Annotated in this window: 15 protein-coding genes and 1 tRNA gene; 10 read left to right on the top strand and 6 right to left on the bottom strand. The window is 72.9% G+C overall.

Features of this window, described 5'->3' with window-relative positions:
• Nucleotides 1-6 precede the first annotated feature (6 nt).
• Entirely contained in the window at nt 7-378 is a 372-nt protein-coding gene (locus tag ACFYY8_RS05550; RefSeq protein ID WP_390037443.1) for a PTS-dependent dihydroxyacetone kinase phosphotransferase subunit DhaM, read from the top strand.
• A gap of 101 nt (nt 379-479) precedes the next feature.
• Here ACFYY8_RS05550 and ACFYY8_RS05545 read toward each other — a convergent pair whose 3' ends face one another.
• The 4 genes from ACFYY8_RS05545 to ACFYY8_RS05530 form a co-directional block, all read right to left on the bottom strand.
• Nucleotides 480-971 (bottom strand): hypothetical protein, encoded by a 492-nt coding sequence (locus ACFYY8_RS05545; RefSeq protein WP_390037441.1) that lies wholly within the window; start codon nt 969-971, stop codon nt 480-482.
• A gap of 127 nt (nt 972-1,098) precedes the next feature.
• On the bottom strand, nt 1,099-2,043 hold the full coding sequence (gene mltG, locus ACFYY8_RS05540; RefSeq protein WP_390037439.1) for an endolytic transglycosylase MltG: 945 nt from the start codon (nt 2,041-2,043) through the stop codon (nt 1,099-1,101).
• Nucleotides 2,040-2,552: a SigE family RNA polymerase sigma factor gene (locus ACFYY8_RS05535; RefSeq protein ID WP_390037437.1), complete on the bottom strand. Its 513-nt coding sequence runs from the start codon at nt 2,550-2,552 to the stop codon at nt 2,040-2,042. Before ACFYY8_RS05535 ends, mltG begins: the two co-directional genes overlap by 4 nt.
• A 77-nt stretch (nt 2,553-2,629) precedes the next feature.
• Nucleotides 2,630-2,872: a hypothetical protein gene (locus ACFYY8_RS05530; protein ID WP_390037435.1), complete on the bottom strand. Its 243-nt coding sequence runs from the start codon at nt 2,870-2,872 to the stop codon at nt 2,630-2,632.
• Between the two features lie 96 nt (nt 2,873-2,968).
• Here ACFYY8_RS05530 and ACFYY8_RS05525 point away from each other — a divergent pair, with 96 nt between their 5' ends.
• From ACFYY8_RS05525 to lanL, 3 genes are all read left to right on the top strand, one after another.
• The gene (locus tag ACFYY8_RS05525; protein WP_390037433.1) at nt 2,969-3,541 is read left to right on the top strand and encodes a TetR family transcriptional regulator; all 573 of its coding nucleotides are present in this window, start codon (nt 2,969-2,971) and stop codon (nt 3,539-3,541) included.
• Between the two features lie 514 nt (nt 3,542-4,055).
• Entirely contained in the window at nt 4,056-6,854 is a 2,799-nt protein-coding gene (locus tag ACFYY8_RS05520) for a BTAD domain-containing putative transcriptional regulator (protein ID WP_390037431.1), read from the top strand.
• Nucleotides 6,855-6,954: 100 nt separating this feature from the next.
• Nucleotides 6,955-9,576: a class IV lanthionine synthetase LanL gene (gene lanL, locus ACFYY8_RS05515; protein ID WP_390037429.1), complete on the top strand. Its 2,622-nt coding sequence runs from the start codon at nt 6,955-6,957 to the stop codon at nt 9,574-9,576.
• 372 nt (nt 9,577-9,948) lie between these two features.
• On the opposite strand, the gene ACFYY8_RS05510 is transcribed toward lanL, so the two are convergent.
• Nucleotides 9,949-10,025 (bottom strand) — tRNA-Pro (locus ACFYY8_RS05510).
• 124 nt (nt 10,026-10,149) lie between these two features.
• Here ACFYY8_RS05510 and ACFYY8_RS05505 point away from each other — a divergent pair.
• Both ACFYY8_RS05505 and ACFYY8_RS05500 read left to right on the top strand, forming a co-directional pair.
• Nucleotides 10,150-10,626, top strand: coding sequence for an RrF2 family transcriptional regulator (locus ACFYY8_RS05505; RefSeq protein ID WP_390037427.1), 477 nt, complete (start codon nt 10,150-10,152; stop codon nt 10,624-10,626).
• Between the two features lie 73 nt (nt 10,627-10,699).
• The gene (locus ACFYY8_RS05500) at nt 10,700-11,887 is read left to right on the top strand and encodes an MFS transporter (protein WP_390037426.1); all 1,188 of its coding nucleotides are present in this window, start codon (nt 10,700-10,702) and stop codon (nt 11,885-11,887) included.
• A gap of 233 nt (nt 11,888-12,120) precedes the next feature.
• Here the strand turns inward: ACFYY8_RS05500 and ACFYY8_RS05495 are convergent, their stop codons facing one another.
• Nucleotides 12,121-14,037 (bottom strand): BTAD domain-containing putative transcriptional regulator, encoded by a 1,917-nt coding sequence (locus ACFYY8_RS05495; RefSeq protein WP_390037424.1) that lies wholly within the window; start codon nt 14,035-14,037, stop codon nt 12,121-12,123.
• 178 nt (nt 14,038-14,215) lie between these two features.
• On the opposite strand from ACFYY8_RS05495, the gene ACFYY8_RS05490 reads away from it, so the two are divergent.
• The 4 genes from ACFYY8_RS05490 to ACFYY8_RS05475 are packed head-to-tail and all read left to right on the top strand — an operon-like array spanning nt 14,216 to nt 18,998.
• Entirely contained in the window at nt 14,216-15,727 is a 1,512-nt protein-coding gene (locus ACFYY8_RS05490) for an amino acid adenylation domain-containing protein (protein WP_390037422.1), read from the top strand.
• 7 nt (nt 15,728-15,734) lie between these two features.
• A complete protein-coding gene (locus ACFYY8_RS05485; protein WP_390037420.1) occupies nt 15,735-15,962 on the top strand; it encodes a phosphopantetheine-binding protein in 228 nt (75 codons plus the stop codon).
• Nucleotides 15,959-17,305, top strand: a complete 1,347-nt coding sequence (locus tag ACFYY8_RS05480) for a flavin monoamine oxidase family protein (RefSeq protein WP_390037418.1) — start codon at nt 15,959-15,961, stop codon at nt 17,303-17,305. The genes ACFYY8_RS05485 and ACFYY8_RS05480 overlap by 4 nt, the downstream gene beginning before the upstream one ends.
• The gene (locus ACFYY8_RS05475) at nt 17,298-18,998 is read left to right on the top strand and encodes a class I adenylate-forming enzyme family protein (protein ID WP_390037416.1); all 1,701 of its coding nucleotides are present in this window, start codon (nt 17,298-17,300) and stop codon (nt 18,996-18,998) included. The genes ACFYY8_RS05480 and ACFYY8_RS05475 overlap by 8 nt, the downstream gene beginning before the upstream one ends.
• The last annotated feature ends 3 nt before the right edge of the window (nt 18,999-19,001 follow it).

Genomic DNA, 19,001 nt, shown 5'->3' with positions numbered 1-19,001 from the left:
GCGCCGATGGTGGGCATCGTCCTCGTCTCCCACAGCGGGCCGCTCGCCTCGGAGGTCGCGGCGCTGGCCGCCCAGATCTGCGGCGTCGCCGTACCCCTGGCTCCCGCGGGGGGAACGTCCGACGGCGGCCTGGGCAACAGCGCCGACCTGGTGGCCGCGGCGATCTCCCGGGTCGACCAGGGGGACGGGGTGATCCTGATCCCCGACCTCGGCGGCTCGGTCCTGACCGCCCGCCTCTTCGAGGCCCCGGGCGTCGTGGTCGCCGACGTGCCGTTCGTCGAGGGCGCCGTCGCGGCGGTCGTCTCAGCGAGCACGGGGGCGTCCCTGCGGACCGTGCTGGCCTCGGCGGAGGAGTCCAGAACCTTCCGCAAGCTCTGAGGCCGGGCGACGGCCCGCCCGGGACGTCGGGCTCGGCCGTCCGGTGAGGTCCCAGGTGGGGGGTCGGGACCTCACCGGACGCGCCTCGCGAGTCCGCCGGGCTACTTGACGAGCTTGCCGAGCGCCCCTTCGTACTCCTGGGCGTCCATCGGCATCAGCTCCTTCGAGACCCGCACCACGACCGGGCCCTTCACGTAGCTGTACTCGGCGAGTGTCGGGACCTTCGCCGCGCTCTCCTTCAGCAGGTTGGCGCGCACCTCCGCGTCTCCGGCCGTGGCGAAGACCTCGACGCTGCCGCCGAGGCCCACGTCACCCTGCTTGGCCCCGGGGACCTTGGCGGCGTCGACCCGCTGGTCGGTGAAGGAGGCCTTGGAGGTGTAACCGTTCGGCTTCCCGAGCAACTTGTTCGGGTCGTTGGAGGCGGTGTAGGTCACCGTGAGGGACACGGGCAGTCCCTGTTTGGCCAGCGCCTCGACCATCTGGGTGGCGTCCATGGTGGTGGTCGGGGCGCTCACGCAACCCGCGAGGGTGAAGATCAGCAACCCGGCGGAGATCGCCGTACCCGTTCGTCGCTTCTGGGGGGTTTTGAACATACCCCTTTCTTCGTTTGGAGCGCTCTCCTCATTACACGAACGACATCATCGGTTCCATACCGTGTCCTTCCCCGGGAGAGGGCCCCGCCCTGGAGCCCCTCGGGAGAGCGCTCCCCCGGCCTGTGGCTCACCCGGCCCTCCTGAGGTTCCTGCGGTACTCCTCGGCCAGTTTGAGGAACTCGGCTTCGGAGGAGGCGAACTTCGTGACGCCTCTCTTCGGGTCGGTCGTCACGAAGTAGAGCCAGGGCCCCGCGGCCGGCTTCAGGGCGGCCGCCATGGCGTCGGCGCCCGGGTTGCAGATGGGACCGGGCGGCAGGCCCCGGCGCGCGTAGGTGTTGTACGGCGAACGGCTCCTGAGATCCTCCTGCGAGGCCTTGGCGCCGTACTTGCCCAGGCCGTACAGAACCGTGCTGTCCAGCTGCAGCCTCAGCCCGGGCGTGTGGTTCAGCCGGTTGTGGACGACCCGCGCGATCTTCGGCATGTCGCGTTTGTCGGCCGACTCGGCCTGGACGATGCTGGCGATGATCAGGATCTCCAGCGGCGTACGGCCGGCGCGCCTGGCCCCGTCCACCAGATCGCTGTCCCCGGCCACGCGGTCGAAGCGCGTCACCATCGCGGCGAGGATCTCGCCGGGGCCCGACGTGGGCGAGACCTCGTAGGTTCCGGGGAAGGCGAATCCCTCCAGCGCGCCCCTGGCGTAGGACGGCAGGCCGAGCGCCCCGCCGTCCTTGGCCGCCCGCTCGAACTCCGCCCGCGGTCTGCCGGTGGCGGCCGACAGCCGCTCCAGGACCTGCGAGAGCCGTAGCCCCTCCCGCACGGTCAGGGTGATCCGTCCCCGCCCGGCCTCCACGGACGCCGTGCCCTGCCCTGCGACGCCCCGGGAGGAGGACAGGCCCTGGGCCGCGAGCGCGGATCCGACCGCCATCACGGTCACGGCCGCCGCCGCCACCAGGGCGAGTCCGCGCCGGCGGGGTCGCCCCCGCCCGGCCTGGACGAACCGGCCCGGTGGGGGCGGCTGCTCCTCGTGGGCCATGTCGGAAAGGGTCTCGCGCAGCAGATCCTCGATGTTCATCCGAACTCCCTCACCGTGCTCAGTTCAGGCGCGGCCGCCTTCAGACGCTCCAGCGACCGGTAGATCTGGCTGCGCACCGACCCCACCCTGACGCCGAGCAGCCGTGCGATCTCGGTCTCGGACAGGTCCTCGAAGTAGCGCAGCACGAGTATGGTCCGCTGCCGGGGGGTCAGCCGGGCGAGAGCCTCGCGCATCACCAGGCGGAGATCCGCCGCCTCCGCGTGCCCGTCGCCGATCCGTTCGGGCAGCCACCCGGTGGGCACCTCCGCGATGCGGGAACGGCGCCGCCACCGGCTCACCTGCTCGTGGTACATGACGCGGCGGACATAACCCTCGATGGCCGCGGTGTCCCGCAGGCCGCGCCATCTCGCCGCCGTCTTCGCCAGCGCCGACTGCACCAGGTCCTCAGCGGCGTGCCGGTCGCCGGTCAGCAGGTAGGCGGTACGGAACAGCGCCCCCGATCGATCGACGACGAACTCCCTGAAGTTCGCCTCAAATCCTGGATCCACCCGTCCTCCTCGCGATGTCACCGGACAAGGACGCGGGCGGGGCGCCGATCTATGCCGGCGGGGCCGGATCGCCCGGTCTAGGCGTCGTCCGAGGCGGTCAGGCGGTGGCTCCGGCGAAGGCGGGCGTGGACGCGCAGGAGATTGGGGACGAGGGCGTACACCACGGCGGGGACCACGATCGCGGTGAGCACCAGGGTGCGCAACGGCAGCGGCAACGGCGCGAGGACGGGTCCGATCACGACCTGGACCAGCATGATCATCGCGTAGACCGACAGCCAGGTGATCGCGGCGCGGTGGTGCACGGAGGGGACAGCGGACATGACGGTGCCTTTCGCTACACATTTCCAACTCGCTGGTTGGATATTGCCACGACCAACTCCAACTGTCCAGTTGGAGTTTCGGCTATGCTGGTCACCATGGCGTGGAACACGGAGAGGACGCGGCAGCTCCTGCTGGACGCGGCCGTACAGGAGTTCGCCCAGCACGGCCCCGAGGCCGCCCGGCTGGATCGGGTCGCCGCCGCCGCGGGCGTCAACAAGGAACGCATCTACCAGTACTTCGGCAACAAGGAGCAGTTGTTCGCCGCCGTGCTGACCTCGGCGCTGGAACGGCTGGCCGAGGCGGTGCCACTGGACGAGCACCTGGCAGGCGACCTGCCGGAGTACGCCGGGCGCGTCTACGACTACCACCGTGAGCATCCACAGCTCATCCGCCTGCTGCACTGGGAGGGCCTGCACCGCGGCGACGGACCCATCGCGGCCGAGGAACAGCGCGGTGCCCACTACGCCGCGAAACTGGCCGCGCTGACCGCCGGCCAGAAGGCGGGCGCCCTGAACCCGGACCTCGCGGCCAGGGAACTGCTCTACGCCGTGGTCGCCCTGGCCGGCTGGTGGTACGCCACCCCGCAGCTCGCCCGCATGATCATGGCGGAGGGCACGGAGACCGCCCGGGACACCCTCGTCCGCCTGGTCGCCAAGCTGGCCGGCTGAGGCGGACGTCGTCCTCCCGGTCTCCGAGTCGTTCGCGGGTGCGGCAGGGACTCCTCCCGCACGACGAGGGGTCCCGTCCCGGGCACCGCGGCCGCCGTGCGGGCCATTTCATGTCTCCAGGCGCCGACGCGAAAGCGGGTCGGTCCACACCGCCCTTCGCCGTCGTCCCAGACAGAGGATCGGCCCTCTCACAGAGACCTTGTCGCCCTTAACAACCCGCCGCGAATCGGCCTCACCGGTTTCCTTGCGCGAGAGACCTGTCACCTACAGCGATGACCAACGGTTCGCTGAAACCCACAGGGAGCCGATTCACCGGACTCGTTACGCCGAATATCCCAAATCTCGACGCCGTACGGCGCCTTCCTGACAGGTCGCGGACTCACCGCCCGGGAATCCGGAGGCACCGGCGGCAGGTCAAATCCAGAAGACGCGCGCCGCCCCCATCCGAAGAGACCCTGCCGGTTAAAAAGGGATTTACCCCTTTAATCCCCAGCTGAGCTGCTATATGGGAGGAATGCGTTTTCAGCTGCTCGGCCCTGTTCGCGGCTGGGACGGTGAGTGCGAGCTCGACCTCGGCTCCCCCCAGCAGCGTCTGACGCTCGCGGCCCTGCTCATGGCGGAGGGGCGGGGGCTGACCGCCGAACGGCTGGTGGAGATCCTCTGGGGGGAGGAGCCGCCCAAGACCTCCGTGGAGACGGTGCGCACCTACCTGTCACGGCTGCGCACGGTGCTGGGCAAGGACGTGATCCGGTCCTCACCCGGTGGTTACGCCTGCGCCGTACCCCACGATCTGGAGACGTTCTCCACACTGACCGGGCGGGCGGCGGACGCCTCGCCTGAGCAGGCGCGTGAGCTGCTGGCGCGGGCTCTTGGCCTGTGGCGCGGGGAACCGCTGGCCGGACTGCCGGGGACCTGGGCCACAGGGCAGCGTGTCCGGCTGACCGAGCTGCGGCTGTCGGCGCTGGGCTCCTACGCCGAGGCGGGACTGGCCCTGGGCGAGGACCAGGCCGTGGTGCGCGAGCTCACCGAGGCGGTGGCGGCGCACCCGGCCCAGGAGGGGCTCGCCGCCCTGCTCATGCGGGCCCTGTACCGGTCGGGGCGGCAGGCGGAGGCCATCGGCGTCTACACCGGTCTGCGAACCTTTCTGGCCGAGCAGTTCGGCGTCGGCCCGACTCCCGAGCTCGCGGCGCTGTACCAGCGGATCATCTCCGGTGACCCGGCCCTCGTCCCGCCCAGCGCGACTCCCGCCCAGCGCGGGGCCTGCCCGACGCCCCGCCAGCTCCCGCCCGACCTGGCCGACTTCACCGGGCGCCGTGAGCAGATCGAGACCATGCTCCGGTGTCTGTCCTCGCAGGCGGAGGCCGCGACGGCCGTGCTCACGCTGTCAGGGCAGGGCGGTGTCGGCAAGACCGCGCTGGCCCTGCACGTGGCCCACGCCGTCCACGATCTCTTCCCGGACGGGCAGCTCTTCGTGAACCTGCGGGGCGCCGGGGCCGATCCGGTCGCCCCCGAGGCCGCGCTCGGCGGGTTCCTTCGCGCGCTCGGGCAGAACGATCCGCCGAGCGGGCCGGGCGAGCAGAGCGCGCTCTACCGGTCGCTGCTGGCGGACCGGCGGGTCCTGGTGGTGCTGGACGACGCCTCCGACGCCGCCCAGATCCGGCCGCTGCTGCCGGGCGGAAAGGGATGCGCCGTGCTGGTGACCAGCCGTACGGTCCTGACCGACGTGTCCGGCGCGTGCCACCTGCACCTGGACCCCCTGGCCCCCGGCGAGGCGCTGGCGCTGTTCACCGGCATCGTGGGCGCGTCGCGCGTGGAACCGGAACGTGACAGCGCCGCCGAGGTCGTGACCGCCTGCGGTTACCTGCCGCTGGCCGTACGCATCGCCGCCGCCCGGCTGACGGCGCGCTCGGCATGGACGGTCACCTCCCTGTGGGCCCGGCTCATGGACCACCGGCGGCGGTTACGCGAACTGCGCGCGGGCGGGCTGGACGTCGAGGCGGCCTTCGACCTGTCGTACATGGGACTCACCGACGACCAGGCCAGGGCGTTCCGCCTGCTGGCCGGGCTCAACATCCCCTGCTTCCCGCTGGAGACCGCGGCGGCGGTCCTCGGTGTTCCCGGGCCGGACGCCGAGGAGATCCTGGAGAGCCTGGTCGATCTGAACATGCTCACCTCCGGCGAGCTGGGCCGCTACCGCTACCACGACCTGCTGCGCCTGTACGGCAGGCAGCGCGCCAGTCCGGAGGAGGCCGCGCGGGCGCTGACCCGCTGCCTGGGCCACCTGCTCGCCTCCGCCACGAACGCCGCCGGGGTCCTCACCCCGGGCGACGGGCCGGGAGCCCGTCCCGGGATGTTCGACGTGCCGGGCGTCGTCTTCGGCTCTCCGGCCGAGGCGCAGGCGTGGCAACGCCGGGAGGCGGCCGCCGTGGCCGGTGTGCTGACGCAGGCGGCGGTCCAGGGTGAGGCGTGGCAGATCAGGCTCGCCTCCGACGTCGCCGTCCTGCTGGGCGACCTGGTCGACTCCCGGCGCCTCGTCAGTGAGTTCCAGTCGGCCTTCACCGCACTGGCGCGGGCGGCGTCGGCGGCGGGCGACCGCTGGGCCGAGGGCCGCGCCAGGGCGATGCTGTCGCGCATGCACCGGGGAAGCGAGGCGGACGCCGAAGTACGGGCCGCCATCGGACTGGCCAGGAAGGTGGGGGACGTCCACACCCTCGCCGACGCGCTGGCGGGCGCGGCGGCCAGCGCGCTCGTCCACGGCCGGGGCGACGAGGCGGTCGGGCTCGCCGGGGAGGCTGCCGTCATCGCCCGCCGCCACGGGCTGCGTTCCCTCGAGGCGGACGCCCTGGAGATCCTGGCCGTCGCCCACCGGCGCACGGGCGCGCTCGATGAGGCGCTGACCTCGGCGTCGGAGTCGCTGCGGCTCCACCGGGAGCTGGGCAACCGGCGGGGAGCGGGCGTCGCGATGCGGACGCTGGGCATGGCCTACCGCGCGCTCGGCCGGTTGGCCGAGTCGATCGACGTTCTCGACCAGGCGGTCGCCGAGCTGGACGGGACCCACTGGCCCGAGCAGATCCTGCTGGCCCACCTGTCGCTGGCCGAGTCGCTGCGGCTGGCCGGGCGGCTCGCCGAGGCCCGCGGGCGCGCCGGGTACGCCCTGCGCCTGGCGACGGAGGCCGAGCTGGACTACCAGCGCGCCCAGTGCCTGGACGTCATCGCCCGCGTCCTGCTGGACATGGGCGAGCGCGAGGCCGCGGACGTCCGCGCCGCCGAGAGCCTGGCCATCAAGGAGCGGCTGGGGCTGCCCACCGGATGACCCCGTCGATCGTGGCGCGTATACGTTCTGTCTATCTTTCGTCGACGGCCGCCTGAGACATTCCTCATCGTGAACACGGGGTGCGGAGGGGGACGCGACGATGACGGGGACAGGCGATGACGGTCTTCTGGCGATTCTGCGGGCCGAGTTGGGGACCGGGGCCGAGGCGGCGTCGTGGGAGACCAGGGCTGGGGATTTCTGGTTCCACGTCGAGCCTCTCGCCTGCCGTCACCGCGTGCAGGGCTGGAAGCTGCACCTGTCCGCGGTGCCCGGCAACGCGGAGGAGGTCCTGCGGCGCGCGGCCCGGGTGCTGCTGCCTCTGCGGGTGCCGTTCAAGTTCGTAGGCACCGTCGAGCGGTTGCGGCGCTCCCTCTCCCGCGACCACCGGCGGGCCGAAGGAGGCAAGTTCCTCACCGTCTACCCGGCCGGCGACGAACAGTGCGCCGAACTCGCCGAGGCGCTCCACCTGGCGACCGAGGGACTGTCCGGTCCCGGCATCCTGTCCGACCGTCCGTACCGTGAGGGCGGCCTGGTCCACTACCGTTACGGCGGTTTCGCCGCCCTGCGCGACCTGGACGACCACGGTCTGTGGCGGGACGTGCTGGTCGCCCCTGACGGCTCCCTGACTCCCGACGACCGCCTGCCCTGGTTCGCGCCTCCGCCGTGGGCGCGGGACCCGTTCCCGCCCTCCGAACAGGAACAGGAACAGACGGGTGACGGTGAACTGCTGCTCGCGGGCCGCTACCGGGTGACGGGGGCGGTACGGCACTCCAACAAGGGCGGCGTCTACCGCGCCGAGGACACCCGGCGCGACGGGGCGCCCGTGGTGATCAAGCAGGGGCGCCCCTGGTTCGAAGCCGATGAGGACGGCAGGGACGTGCGTGACCTGCTGCGCAACGAGGAGGCCGTCCTTCGGCACCTCGCTCCGACCGGGGTGGTGCCCGGCCTCGTCGGCACCTACGAGGTGGACGGCCACCTGTTCCTGGTCCAGGAGGAGGTGGCGGGCACCAGCCTGCGCGCGCTCGCCGCCCCCGCCGACCTCGCCGACTCCTCGGCACCGCCGCCGCTGGACCGCGAGCGGGTGCTGGAGCTGGCGGGAAGCCTGCTGGACCTGGTGTCCGTCGTGCACAAGGCGGGAGTGGTCGTGCGCGACCTGTCCCCGGCCAACGTCATCGTGCGGCCCGACGGGCGGATGGCCCTCGTCGACCTGGAGGCCGCGGTGCTGCCCGGCGGGGTGGCGGGCAGGCTCGCCACCCCCGGCTACGCCGCGCCCGAACAGCGCGCCTCGGCCGCCGATCCCGCCGCCGACCGCTACGGCGTGGGCGCGCTCATCGCCCTGCTGTGCCTGCGGCAGGAGCCCCTGGTGCCGCCCGGCGGCGACGTGACGGTCTGGGTCAGATACGCCGCCCGGCACTTCCCCGTGGCCGGGGAACTCGCCGAAGCCGTCGAGGGGCTGATGCGCGAGCGGCCGGAGGAGCGGTGGGAACTGGAGCGGGCCCGCGCGTTCCTCGACGGGCTTCCCGCCACGCCCTGCCACGCGGCCTCCCTGTTTCCCGCGGCCGGCCGTGACGGCCTCATCCAGGGGTCGCTCGCCTTCCTGCTGGACTCGATGGACCCCGACGGCACCGCCCTGTGGCCGGCGAACGTCATCTCGGGCGGCCTCGACCCGTGCACCGTCCAGTTCGGGGCCGCCGGAGGCACCGGTGTCCTGGTCCAGGTCTGGGAGCGCGCCGAGCGGAGCGAGCGGCTCGACACCGCGCTGTGGGAGGCCTCGCGCTGGTACGACAGGAATCTGGACACCCGGCCCGGCCGCAGGGTGCTGCCCGGCCTGTACGCGGGGCACGCGGGACCGTGCCTGGCCGCCTACGAGACCGCGCTGGCGGTCAACGACGACGTGACCGCCCGCCGGGCCCTCGCCATGGCGCGCCGGCTGCCGGTGCGCTGGGCCACACCCGACGTCTTCCACGGTACGGCGGGGGCGGGGCTCGCCCTGGTGCGCCTGCACGAGTTGAGCGGCGCCGAGGACCTCGCCGAACGGTGGCGGGCCTGCGCCGACGGCGTCCTCCTCCAGGCTCGGGAGGCCGAGGGTGGCGGGTTGTGGTGGCCGGATGCGGGGTCGGACTCCATCGGCCCGTACTACGGTTTCGCCCACGGCTGCGCCGGAATCGGCACCTTCCTCCTCGCGGCGGGCGTCGCCTCCGGAGAGGACGCCTACACGGACGCGGCCCGTCGTACCGGCGACCTGTTGGTGCGCGCGGCCGTACGTGAGGACGGGGCGGCCTGGTGGGGCGAGGGGCCGGGACGCGCGGAGCGGCGGCTGGCGCACTGGTGCCACGGCTCGTCGGGGATCGGCACGTTCCTGCTGCGGCTGTGGCTGGCCACCGATCACGTCCCGTACCGCGAGCTGGCCGAGGAGGCCGCCGCCGCGGTGCATACGGCGGCGCCCATCGCTCCGCTGGGGGCCTGTCACGGCATCAGCGGGGACGGGCAGTTCCTGCTCGACCTCGCCGACGCCCTGTTCGACCCGATCTATTACAGATGGGCCGGTGAGCTGGCCGACATGCTGACCGTACGGGCCGGTCTGGCCGGCGGCCTGCCGGTGGCCGTCGGCGACTGCTGGGAGCGTCCTTACGCCGACCACGCCACCGGGGTCGCCGGGGCGCTGTCCTTCCTCGTCCGGCAGCGGTACGGCGGGCCGCGCCCCTGGCTTCCGGCCCGCTGAGCCGTCCCGCCCCATGAACTCCCGCGCGCCGACCGGCCGTGGGCCTCTCCCGCCGCCCGGCGGGGGCTTCGCCAGAACCACAGAGGGGATTCACATGACCAACTCCCAGCTGCTCGACGCCCTGAACCGCCTGCCCCAGGAGAAGAGTGCGGTGCTGTGCCGATTCATCCCGCCCACCCGCCCGTGGACCATCTGACCCACCCGAACACCTGAACCGGCGCCAGGGCGCGGCACCCGTCCCAGGGAGCCGCGCCCTGCGCGCATGCGCGGGAGCACGGCCTTCTTGCGGAGTGCCGGTCCCTCAGTTAGTGCCTCAGCACGCGAAAAAGGTGCCTCTCATATGAGAGACACCCTCGCTGACCAGCGAAAACCTGGTCGGGACGACAGGATTTGAACCTGCGACCCCTTGACCCCCAGTCAAGTGCGCTACCAAGCTGCGCTACGTCCCGGCTGTCGGCCCTACGGCTAGACATCAGGTAGCTTACCGTAGATCAAGAGCGCGTACGCCCGAGCCTCCCGACGGACGGCCAGTGCGGAATCGGGAGATTAATCGGTACATGTAATATCCCGATTATGTTGATGGGTGAGGGCGTCGAGTGGGGTCTGCACTGCTGCCTGGCCCTGGCGTGGCTGGGAGATCAGGCGCCGGTGTCGACGGGGCGGCTGGCCGAGGTGTTCGAGCTGCCACCCGAGTATCTGAAGAAGCGTCTCCAGCCGCTGGTGCGCGCGGGGATCCTGGCCTCCTCGCCGGGGCCGCGCGGCGGCTACTCGCTGGCGCGGGCACCTGAGGAGATCAGCCTCATGGACGTGGTGGCCGCGATCGAGGAACGGCAGGACGCGTTCCGTTGCACCGAGATCCGGCGGCGCGGCGCCGGAGCGGAGGCCCCGGCTTCCGAGTTCGCCCGCCCGTGCGGGGTCGCGCAGGCGATGCGCAGGGCGGAGCTCGCGTGGCGGCGGGAGCTGGCCGCGCAGACCCTGGCGGACCTCATCGCGGTGAGTCCCGCGGCGGCCCCGGCGCGGGTGCGCCGGTTCTGCCAGACCCTTTCCTGACCCCGGCCCTGCCGCACGAGGAGATCCATCGCGCCCGGCCGGTCGGCCGGGCTTCATTGAAAGGTGAATCGGGATGTCCAATGTCTCGATATCGCGACCGGCCGCCCTCGGCGGCCTGGGCCGGACGTGGGTGCTGGCTCTGGGGACGTTCGCGGTGGGCACGGACGCGTTCGTCCTGGCCGGGTTCCTGCCGGACGTCGCCGCCTCGCTGCGCGTGTCGACGGAGGGCGCGGGGCAGGCGGTGACGGTGTTCGCCGCGGCCTACGCGCTCTCGGCGCCGGTGGTCGCGACCGTGACCGCGCGGCTGCCGCGCCGGGCGCTGCTGGTGGCGGCGCTGGTGCTGCTGGCGGTGGCGAACTCGGGTTCCGCGCTGGCGCCGGACCTGCCGTCGCTGCTGGTCACCCGGGTGCTCGCGGCGGTCGGCGCGGCGGCCTACACCCCGACCGCAGGGGCGGTCTCGGCGGCGTTGGTCCGTCCCGAGCTGAGGGCCAGGGCGCTGGCCGTGGTCGTCGGCGGCCTGACGGTGGCGACCGCGCTGGGCGTGCCGCTCGGCGGCGCGATCGGCGCGGTGATGGGCTGGCGGGCCGCCCTGGGCCTGGTGGCGGCGTTGTGCCTGGTGACCGCGCTGGCCGCGGGCGCGCTGACGCCGTCCCTTCCCGGAGGTGTCCCGGTGCCGCTGCGGACCAGGCTGGCGGCGCTGCGCCGGCCGGGGGTCGCCACGGTGCTGCCGCTGACCGCCCTGGGCATGGCCGCCGCCTACACCGCCTACGCCTTCGCCGTCCCGGCACTGGGCGCCCTGGGCGTCACCGGCCCCGGCGCCGTGTGGACACTGTCCGCCTACGGCCTCGGCGCCGTCGCGGGGAACCTGGCCGCCGGTTTCGCCGCCGACCGGATCGGCCCGGTCAGGACGCTGACCACCGGCTACGCGCTGATGGCCGTGACCATGGCCGCCTTCGCGCTGCTGGCCGTGGCGGGCGTGCGGGCACCCGTCGCGGTCACCCTGCTGGCCGTCACGTGGGGCGCGGCGAGCTGGTGCCAGACCCCGCCGCAGCAGTACCGGCTGATCGAGGCCGCGACGGCTCAGGCGCCGCTGCTGGTGGCGCTGAACTCCTCGGCGATCTATCTCGGCATCAGCGTGGGAACGGCGGTCGGCGGGCTGACGATGCCGGCCGGGACGGGGACGACGTTCGTCGTCGCGACGGCGCTGGCGCTGACCGCGCTCGCCTGGCTGGCCGTGACCGCCGGGCTCACCCGTCGATGAGGAACGCGACCCGCTCCGGGGGCCGCCCCTCTCGCCGTCGTGTCTCGCCGTCGTGAACAGGACGCGTGACCGACGCCCGCCGGCACCGGTGATCGGTCACGGACACAGAGGGATCGGTCTCTTCGACCGCCACGAGATCGACGCGCTCGCGACGCCCCCTGGCTCCAAGGACTCCGTCGCCCGCTGGTACGAACTTCTCGACCGCACCCGAACGACGACGCCCGGCCCGGCTCTCAGGGGACGGCGGCCATGGGTATCGGTACGGCCTCCGTGAGGCAGGCCTCCTCGCCCGCCTCACGGACGGCGCGCAGATACCAGGTCAGCAGGGCGTCCAGGGCGCGGGCGCGCTCGGGTTCGGGGTCCTCGGCCCAGGCACGTTCGAGGGCGTACTCGCGGACCAGGTCGTGGAGGGCGTAGCGGCCCGGTTCGGTCTCCTCGACGAGCCCCGCGGCGGCGAGGCCGTACAGCAGGCGGTCGGCCTCGCCGGGGCGCGTGCCCGCGAGCGCGGCGGCCGCCTCGGCGGTGAAGACGGGCCCCGGGACCATGCCGAGCAGCCGGAACAGGCGCCGGGCGGGTGGGTCGAGGTGGCGGTAGGAGCTGTCGAGCGCGCCGCGCGCGATCTCACGCGCCTCCCCGCCGGCGGGCACGGACAGCCTGGCGCCGGCGAGCCTGCGGGCCCGGCCCGCCGTCTCCCCCACGGGCCCGCCCGCGACGTCGGCCGCGGCGACGCGCAGCGCCAGCGGCAGGTAGCCGCAGGCCCTGGCCAGTTCCCCGGCCGCCTCCGGTTCGGCGGACAGCCGTTCGCCGCCCGGGAGTTTGCCGAACAGGGTGACCGCCTCGTCCGAAGCGAGCACGCCGAGCGGGACCGGGACCGCGCCGTCCCTGGCGACGAGGCCCGCCAGGTGTTCCCTGCTGGTGACCAGTGTCGCGCAGCGCCTGCCGCCGGGCAGGAGGGGACGGACCTGCTCCACGCTGTCCGCGTTGTCCAGCACGACCAGCACCCTGCGGTCGGCGAGCAGGCTGCGGTAGACCGCGCCCGCCTCCTCCACGGTGCCGGGGACCCGCTCGGCGGGAACGCCCAGCGCGCGCAGGAACCGTCCGAGGACCTCGATCGGACGCAGCGGCCGTCGCGGTGAGTGACCGTGCAGGTCGACGTAGAGCTGCCCGTCGGGGAAACGGGAGCGGGTCCGGTGCGCCCAGTGGACGGCCAGGGCGGTCTTCCCGACACCGCCCGTACCGGTCACCAGCGAGATCGCCACCGTGTCGCCACCGGTCACGACCGAGTCCAGCAGGGTCAGTTCGGCGGCGCGGCCGGTGAACTGGCCGGGTTCCGCGGGCAGCTGGGCGGGGACCGCGTCCGCCTCGACGGACGGGAGAAGAACGGTCCCGGCCCCGCGTACGGTGCCGCGCAGGATCGTCTGGTGTAGTTGCCGCAGCTCGGGGCCGGGGTCGAGGCCGAGTTCCTCGACGAGACGGCGCCTGGTGCGTTCGTATCGCTCCAAGGCGTCGGCCCTGCGGCCCGCCCGGCACAGCGCCAGCATGAGCAGGCCGACCAGGCCCTCCCTGAAGGGGTGCTCGGCCACGAGCGCGATCAGTTCGGGGATCAGCACCGTGGCACGGCCCGCTCGCGCCTCGGCGTTCAGGCACTCCTCGGTGGCGGCCAGCCGTTCCTCGGTGAGGGTCTCGCGCAGCCCGTCGAGCAGTTCGCCTCCGGAGACCCCGGCCAGAGGCTCCCCCCGCCACAGCGCGATGGCGCGCCGCAGGGCGACGGCCTGCGCCTCGTCGGTGTCGAGAGAGCGTGCCCTGGTGACCGAAATCCGGAACTCGTGGACGTCCACCTGTTCGGCCGCGAGTTCGAGCAGGTAGCCCTGCGGCGCGTAGGCGATCGTGACACCCATCCCGGCGAGGGCCGGCCGCAGCCGTGAGACGTATCCCTGGACCAGTCCCCGCGCCCCCGCCGGCACCCGCTCCCCCCATAAACCTCTGATCAGCCGTTCCATCGGGACCGTACGGCCCGCCTCCAGTGCGAGCAGGGCCAGCACCGCCCGCTGCCGCGGCGGGCCGAGGGGGACCTCCCGGCATTCGCAGCGCGCCCGGACCGCTCCGAGCAGCCCGATTTTCAGAACGTGCCCCAGGCACCTTTCTGACATTTCGCTCTCCGTCTGTCACATCGTTGTCACAGGCAGCCATGCGAGAAACACGAGATGTAGTCCAGCCGAAATCCAGGCCGCATCAAGTCCACATCCAGTGCTCCTCGACAGCATGAACGCGATCCCCCGAATTCACTGCAAAACACCATTTGGCGTGTTAACTCAGAAAGAGGCAAGAGTGCCTTATTCGCATCCCGACGTGATAAGGGCGTTCGCGGACGCGGCCGAACGGTATCCGGAACGGCTCGCGACGGCGGACAACGGCCACCCCCTCACCTACGCCGAGTTCGCCGCGTGGGTCCGCGCGACGGCCGGGCGGCTCGGTCCCCGCCCCGGGACGGTCGGGGTGGTCGCCTCGCACTCGGCGGCGACCGTGGCCGCCCTGCTCGGCGTCCTGGCCGCGGGCGGCACATACTGCCCCGTCGACCCGGCGCACCCGGAGCCAAGACGGCGGGCGCTGCTGGCGGCGAGCGGATGCCGCCTGCTGCTCACCCCCGACCCCGACGCGCCCACACCGCCGGGAGTGCGCGCGCTCGCCCTTCCCTCCCCCGGCGAGGCCGTACCCGGGGCCGTGCCCGAGACGGGAGACGCCGACGACCCGGCGTACGTCCTGTTCACCTCCGGCTCAACGGGGGCGCCGAAGCCCGTGGTGACCCCGCGCGGGGCCGTCTCCACCGTGACCGGTGAGCTGCGGACCCTGTTCGGACTGACCCCCGAGGACCGGGTGCTGCAGTTCGCGTCGCCGAACTGGGACACCTGCCTGGAGGAGATCCTGCCCGCGCTCACCACGGGGGCGGCGCTGGTCTTCGACGAGCGGGCCCACTCGGGCTCCTTCCCCCGGCTGCTACGGATGATCGAGACCGAGCGGATCACCCTGCTCGACCTCCCCTCGGCGTTCTGGCACGAACTGGTGCGCCACCTGACCGAGGAGCGGGCCGTGCTGCCGGCCTCCGTGCGGACGGTCGTCATCGGCGGGGAGGCCGTCAGCCCCGTACGGCTGGCCGACTGGTGCGCGCTCGGCACCGATGGGATCCGGCTGGTCAACACCTACGGGTGCACGGAGACCACGCTCATCACCCATGCCGTCGACCTGCACGGCCCGCTCGCGCCCCGCAGGGACCGGCCGTGGACGGCGGGGGAACGGGTCCCGATCGGGCGCCCCCTGCCCCACGTCCGCCAGCACGTCACCGGGGACGGCGAGCTGCTCGTCGGCGGCCCCTCGCTGGCACTCGGCTACCGCGACCTGCCCGAGGCGACCGCGGAGCGGTTCGCCGAGGCGGACCTGGGCGAGGGCCCCGAGCGCTGCTTCCACACCGGCGACCGGGTGAGCCGGGCCGAGGACGGGGCGCTCGTCCACGAGGGACGGCTCGACCACGAGCTCAAGGTCCGTGGCGTCCGGGTCGATCCGGGCGAGGTGGAGGCCCAGATCTCCGGCCACCCGAGGGTGGGCGCGGTGGCGGTCGCGGGCGCGACCGTCGCCGACCACACGACGCTCGCCGCCTACGTCGTGCCCCGCTCGCCCGCCGACGCCCCGACTCTCGCCGGGGACGTCCTGAACTATCTGCGCGACCGGGTGCCCGGTCATCTGGTGCCCAGCCGGATCACCGTCGTTCCCGAACTCGCCTATACGGCCAGCGGAAAGGTCGATCGAGCGGGTTCGCACCGGCGATACGCGTCCTCAGCCAATTGAAGGAGCAATGCATTCCATGAACGTAGACGCCGTCTCCGACATATTCCGGCGCGTGCTGGAAAATGATGATGTAAGGGCCGATTCTGACTTTTTCGTCATGGGCGGAGACTCACTACTCGCCACCCGTGTGCTGAGCGCGGTCGCCCGGTCCTGGGGGGTCGAGCTGGACTTCGACGACTTCATGACCGCCCCGACGCCGGACGCCCTGGCCAAGAAGATCGCGAGCATGGCGTGAGCGTCGTCGTGGTCGGGGCGGGCCTGGCCGGGCTCACCGCCGCGACCGACCTGGCCGCGCGGGGCGTCGAGGTCACCGTGGTCGAGGCGCGCGAACGGGTCGGCGGCCGTGTCCACGGCGTCGAGGCCGCCCCCGGCAGCTGGGTCGACGCGGGCGCCGCCTACCTGGGTGAACGGCACACCGCGCTGACCGCCCTGATGGCGGAGGTGGGCCTTCGGACCACGCCGACCGCCATGACCGGCGACAGCCGCTTCGCGCTCGGCGACGACGGCGACGGCCGTACCAGACCCGGACGGTTCCCTCCGTTGTCGGCGGTCGCGCTCGGCGAGCTGTTCGACGCGCTGGACGAGCTGACCCGCGCGGTGCGCGCCGACGCGCCCTGGCTGTCGGCGGACGCCGTACGGCTGGACGCGACGACCGCGGACGAGTGGGCGCGTGAGCACCTGCGCCACCCCGACGCGCGGCTGTTCTTCCCGCTGTTCCTCGGGGAGATGATGGCCGCCGACCCTCGGGACGTCTCGGTCCTGCACATGGGGTTCTACCTGTGCTCGGGCGGCGGGGTCCGCTATCTCAACGCCTTCGCCGGCGGCGCGCAGGAGGACCGCGTCGCCGGTGGCGCGCACCGGCTGTGCGAACTGCTGGCCGGACGGCTCGGCGACCGGGTACGGCTCGGCGAGCCGGTGCGCGCCGTCCACCAGGACGACGAGGGCGTGACCGTGACGACCGCGGCCGGTTCGCTGCGGGCCCGCGCCGTGGTGGTCGCGGTGCCGCCGTCGCTCGCCGACGCCGTCGACCACCACCCCGCGCTGCCGGTCCCCCGCTCCGGCGGGCGTACGGCGCCCGGCTGCGCGGTCAAGGTGCACCTGGTCTATCCAAGCCCGGCCTGGCGCGAACGGGGCCTGTCCGGCTGGTCGGTCAACGCGCGCGGGCCGCTGCTGTCCACGGTCGACGACTCGCCGCCCGACGGCGCGATCGGCGTGCTGACCGGGTTCGTGACCGGCAGGGAGGCGCACGACTTCGCCCGGCTGTCCCCCGGTGAGCAGCGTGCGCGGACGTTCGAGCAGGCCGCGCGGCTGTTCCCCGGGCTGCCGGAGCCGACCGGCTTCCACGTGACCGACTGGGTCAACGAGGACTACAGCCGGGGGTGCTACGCGGCCCTGTTCGGCCCCGGGGACTGGACACGGCTCGGCCCGCACCTGGTCACCCCGCACGGACGGGTGCACTGGGCCGGCACCGAGACGAGCACGGAGTTCTTCGGCCTGATGGAGGGCGCCATCCGGTCGGGTCACCGCGTCGCCGCGGAAGTGATCACGACTTACGAGAGGAGAGACGAGCATGTCTGAGACCACCTCGATCACCCCCCTGGAGGTCCGGCGGAGGCTGATGACCGAGCCGGGACTCGGCGCGGGCAACTTCCTGGACCACGCCCTGGCCGCCAACCCCAACCGGGACGTCCCCTTCGTCTACAGCCACCACGACGACCACCTCGGCCGGGTCGTGCTGCGCGGTCACAGCCTGACCGACCTGGCGGCGCTGCGGGACCGCTACGCCGGGTGGTACCGGGCCAACGGCGTACGGCCCGGCGAGCCGGTCGGCGTCGTGGTCGGCGAGGGGCTCGAACCCCTCATCCACTTCCTGGCGCTCACCTCCCTCGGCGCCGTCCCGGCGATGGTCAACGACGCCATGCGGCCCGACATCATGGCCGGCTACCTCAGTCGTGTGGGGGCCGTCGGCGTCGTCGCCGACGACACGACCCGGCTGCAGGCCTCCTACCGGAACAACCCGCGGGAGCGGCCCCGGTTCGTCGCGCCGTCCTCCGAGGTGCGAGCCCACGACGCGAGCCTTGACACGTCGGACGGCGAGCCCTACCGGCACGCCCCGGACGACGTCGTCGGGCTGATCCACTCCTCCGGCACCACCGGCGTCCCCAAGTCGACGATCCTGGGTCACCTGCAGTTCTGGGACGGCAAACAGCCGAGGATGGTGCGTTTCCCCGCCGAGCCGTACGACAGGCTGATGTCGCTCATGCCGCACACCCACGCGGGCGGGCTGAGCTACTTCCTCACCGCGGTGCTGCTCGGGCTGCCGACCGTCGTCATGTCGGACTGGCGGCGCGTGGCCGTCGAACCGGTCATGGAGGCCTTCCAGCCGACCATGCTGGCCTCCTTCCCCAGGACCTTCGTCGAACTGGCCACCGGCGACCTGCCGGTCAAGGGCGCCGCCAAGGTGCACTCCTGGTTCAACACCGGCGACAGCGCGCACCACGGGCACATCAGGCGCCTGGTACGGCTCGGCGAACGGCCCGCGGGCCTGATCAAGCCGTGGCTGCTGCCCGGCGGGGCCGCCTCCGACGGGCCGCTGCCCGGTTCCCAGTTCGTCGACGGCCTCGGCTCCTCGGAGATGGGGATGGCGCTGTTCGGCCAGGTCACCACGCCGGAGACCCCGAGGAACGACCGCTGCGTCGGCAAGGCGCAGGAGGCCGTGACCCGCGCGGCGGTGCTGGACGAGGACGGCGAGGAGGTGCCCGACGGCACCGTCGGCCTGCTGGCGGTCATCACCCCCTCCAGGACCCCCGGCTACTGGAACGACCCGAAGCTGACCGGAAGCTTCGAGCTCAACGGCTACTGGCTGACCGGGGACGTGGCCCGCAGGGACGGCGAGGGCAACTTCTACCACCTCGACCGGACCATGGACGTCATCGACACCGTGGACGGCCCCGTCTACAGCCTGCCGGTCGAGGAGATCCTCATCGCCGACTGCGCCGACCTCGTCCAGGACTGCTCGGTCATCGGCGTGCCGGGACGGCCAGGCGAGGGGCAGCGCCCGATCGCCGTGGTCGTCCCCCAGGCCGAGGCCGGGAACGTCACCGCCGACGAGGTGCGGGAACGCGCCAACAAGGCCCTCGCGGAGGCGGGCCTGGCCACGCTCGCCGCGGTGGTCGTCGCACGGGACGAGGCGGACGTACCGCTCGGCCCGACCGGCAAGGTGCTCAAGCGCGAACTGCGCACCCGGCACGCGACGCTGCTGGCCGGGTGATCC

The organism is Streptosporangium sp. NPDC001559 (genome assembly GCF_042893955.1).
In the GTDB taxonomy this organism is placed as follows: Bacteria; Actinomycetota; Actinomycetes; order Streptosporangiales; family Streptosporangiaceae; genus Streptosporangium.
Note: the sequence above shows the minus strand (reverse complement) of the source record. Positions and strands in the feature narration are given on the sequence as shown.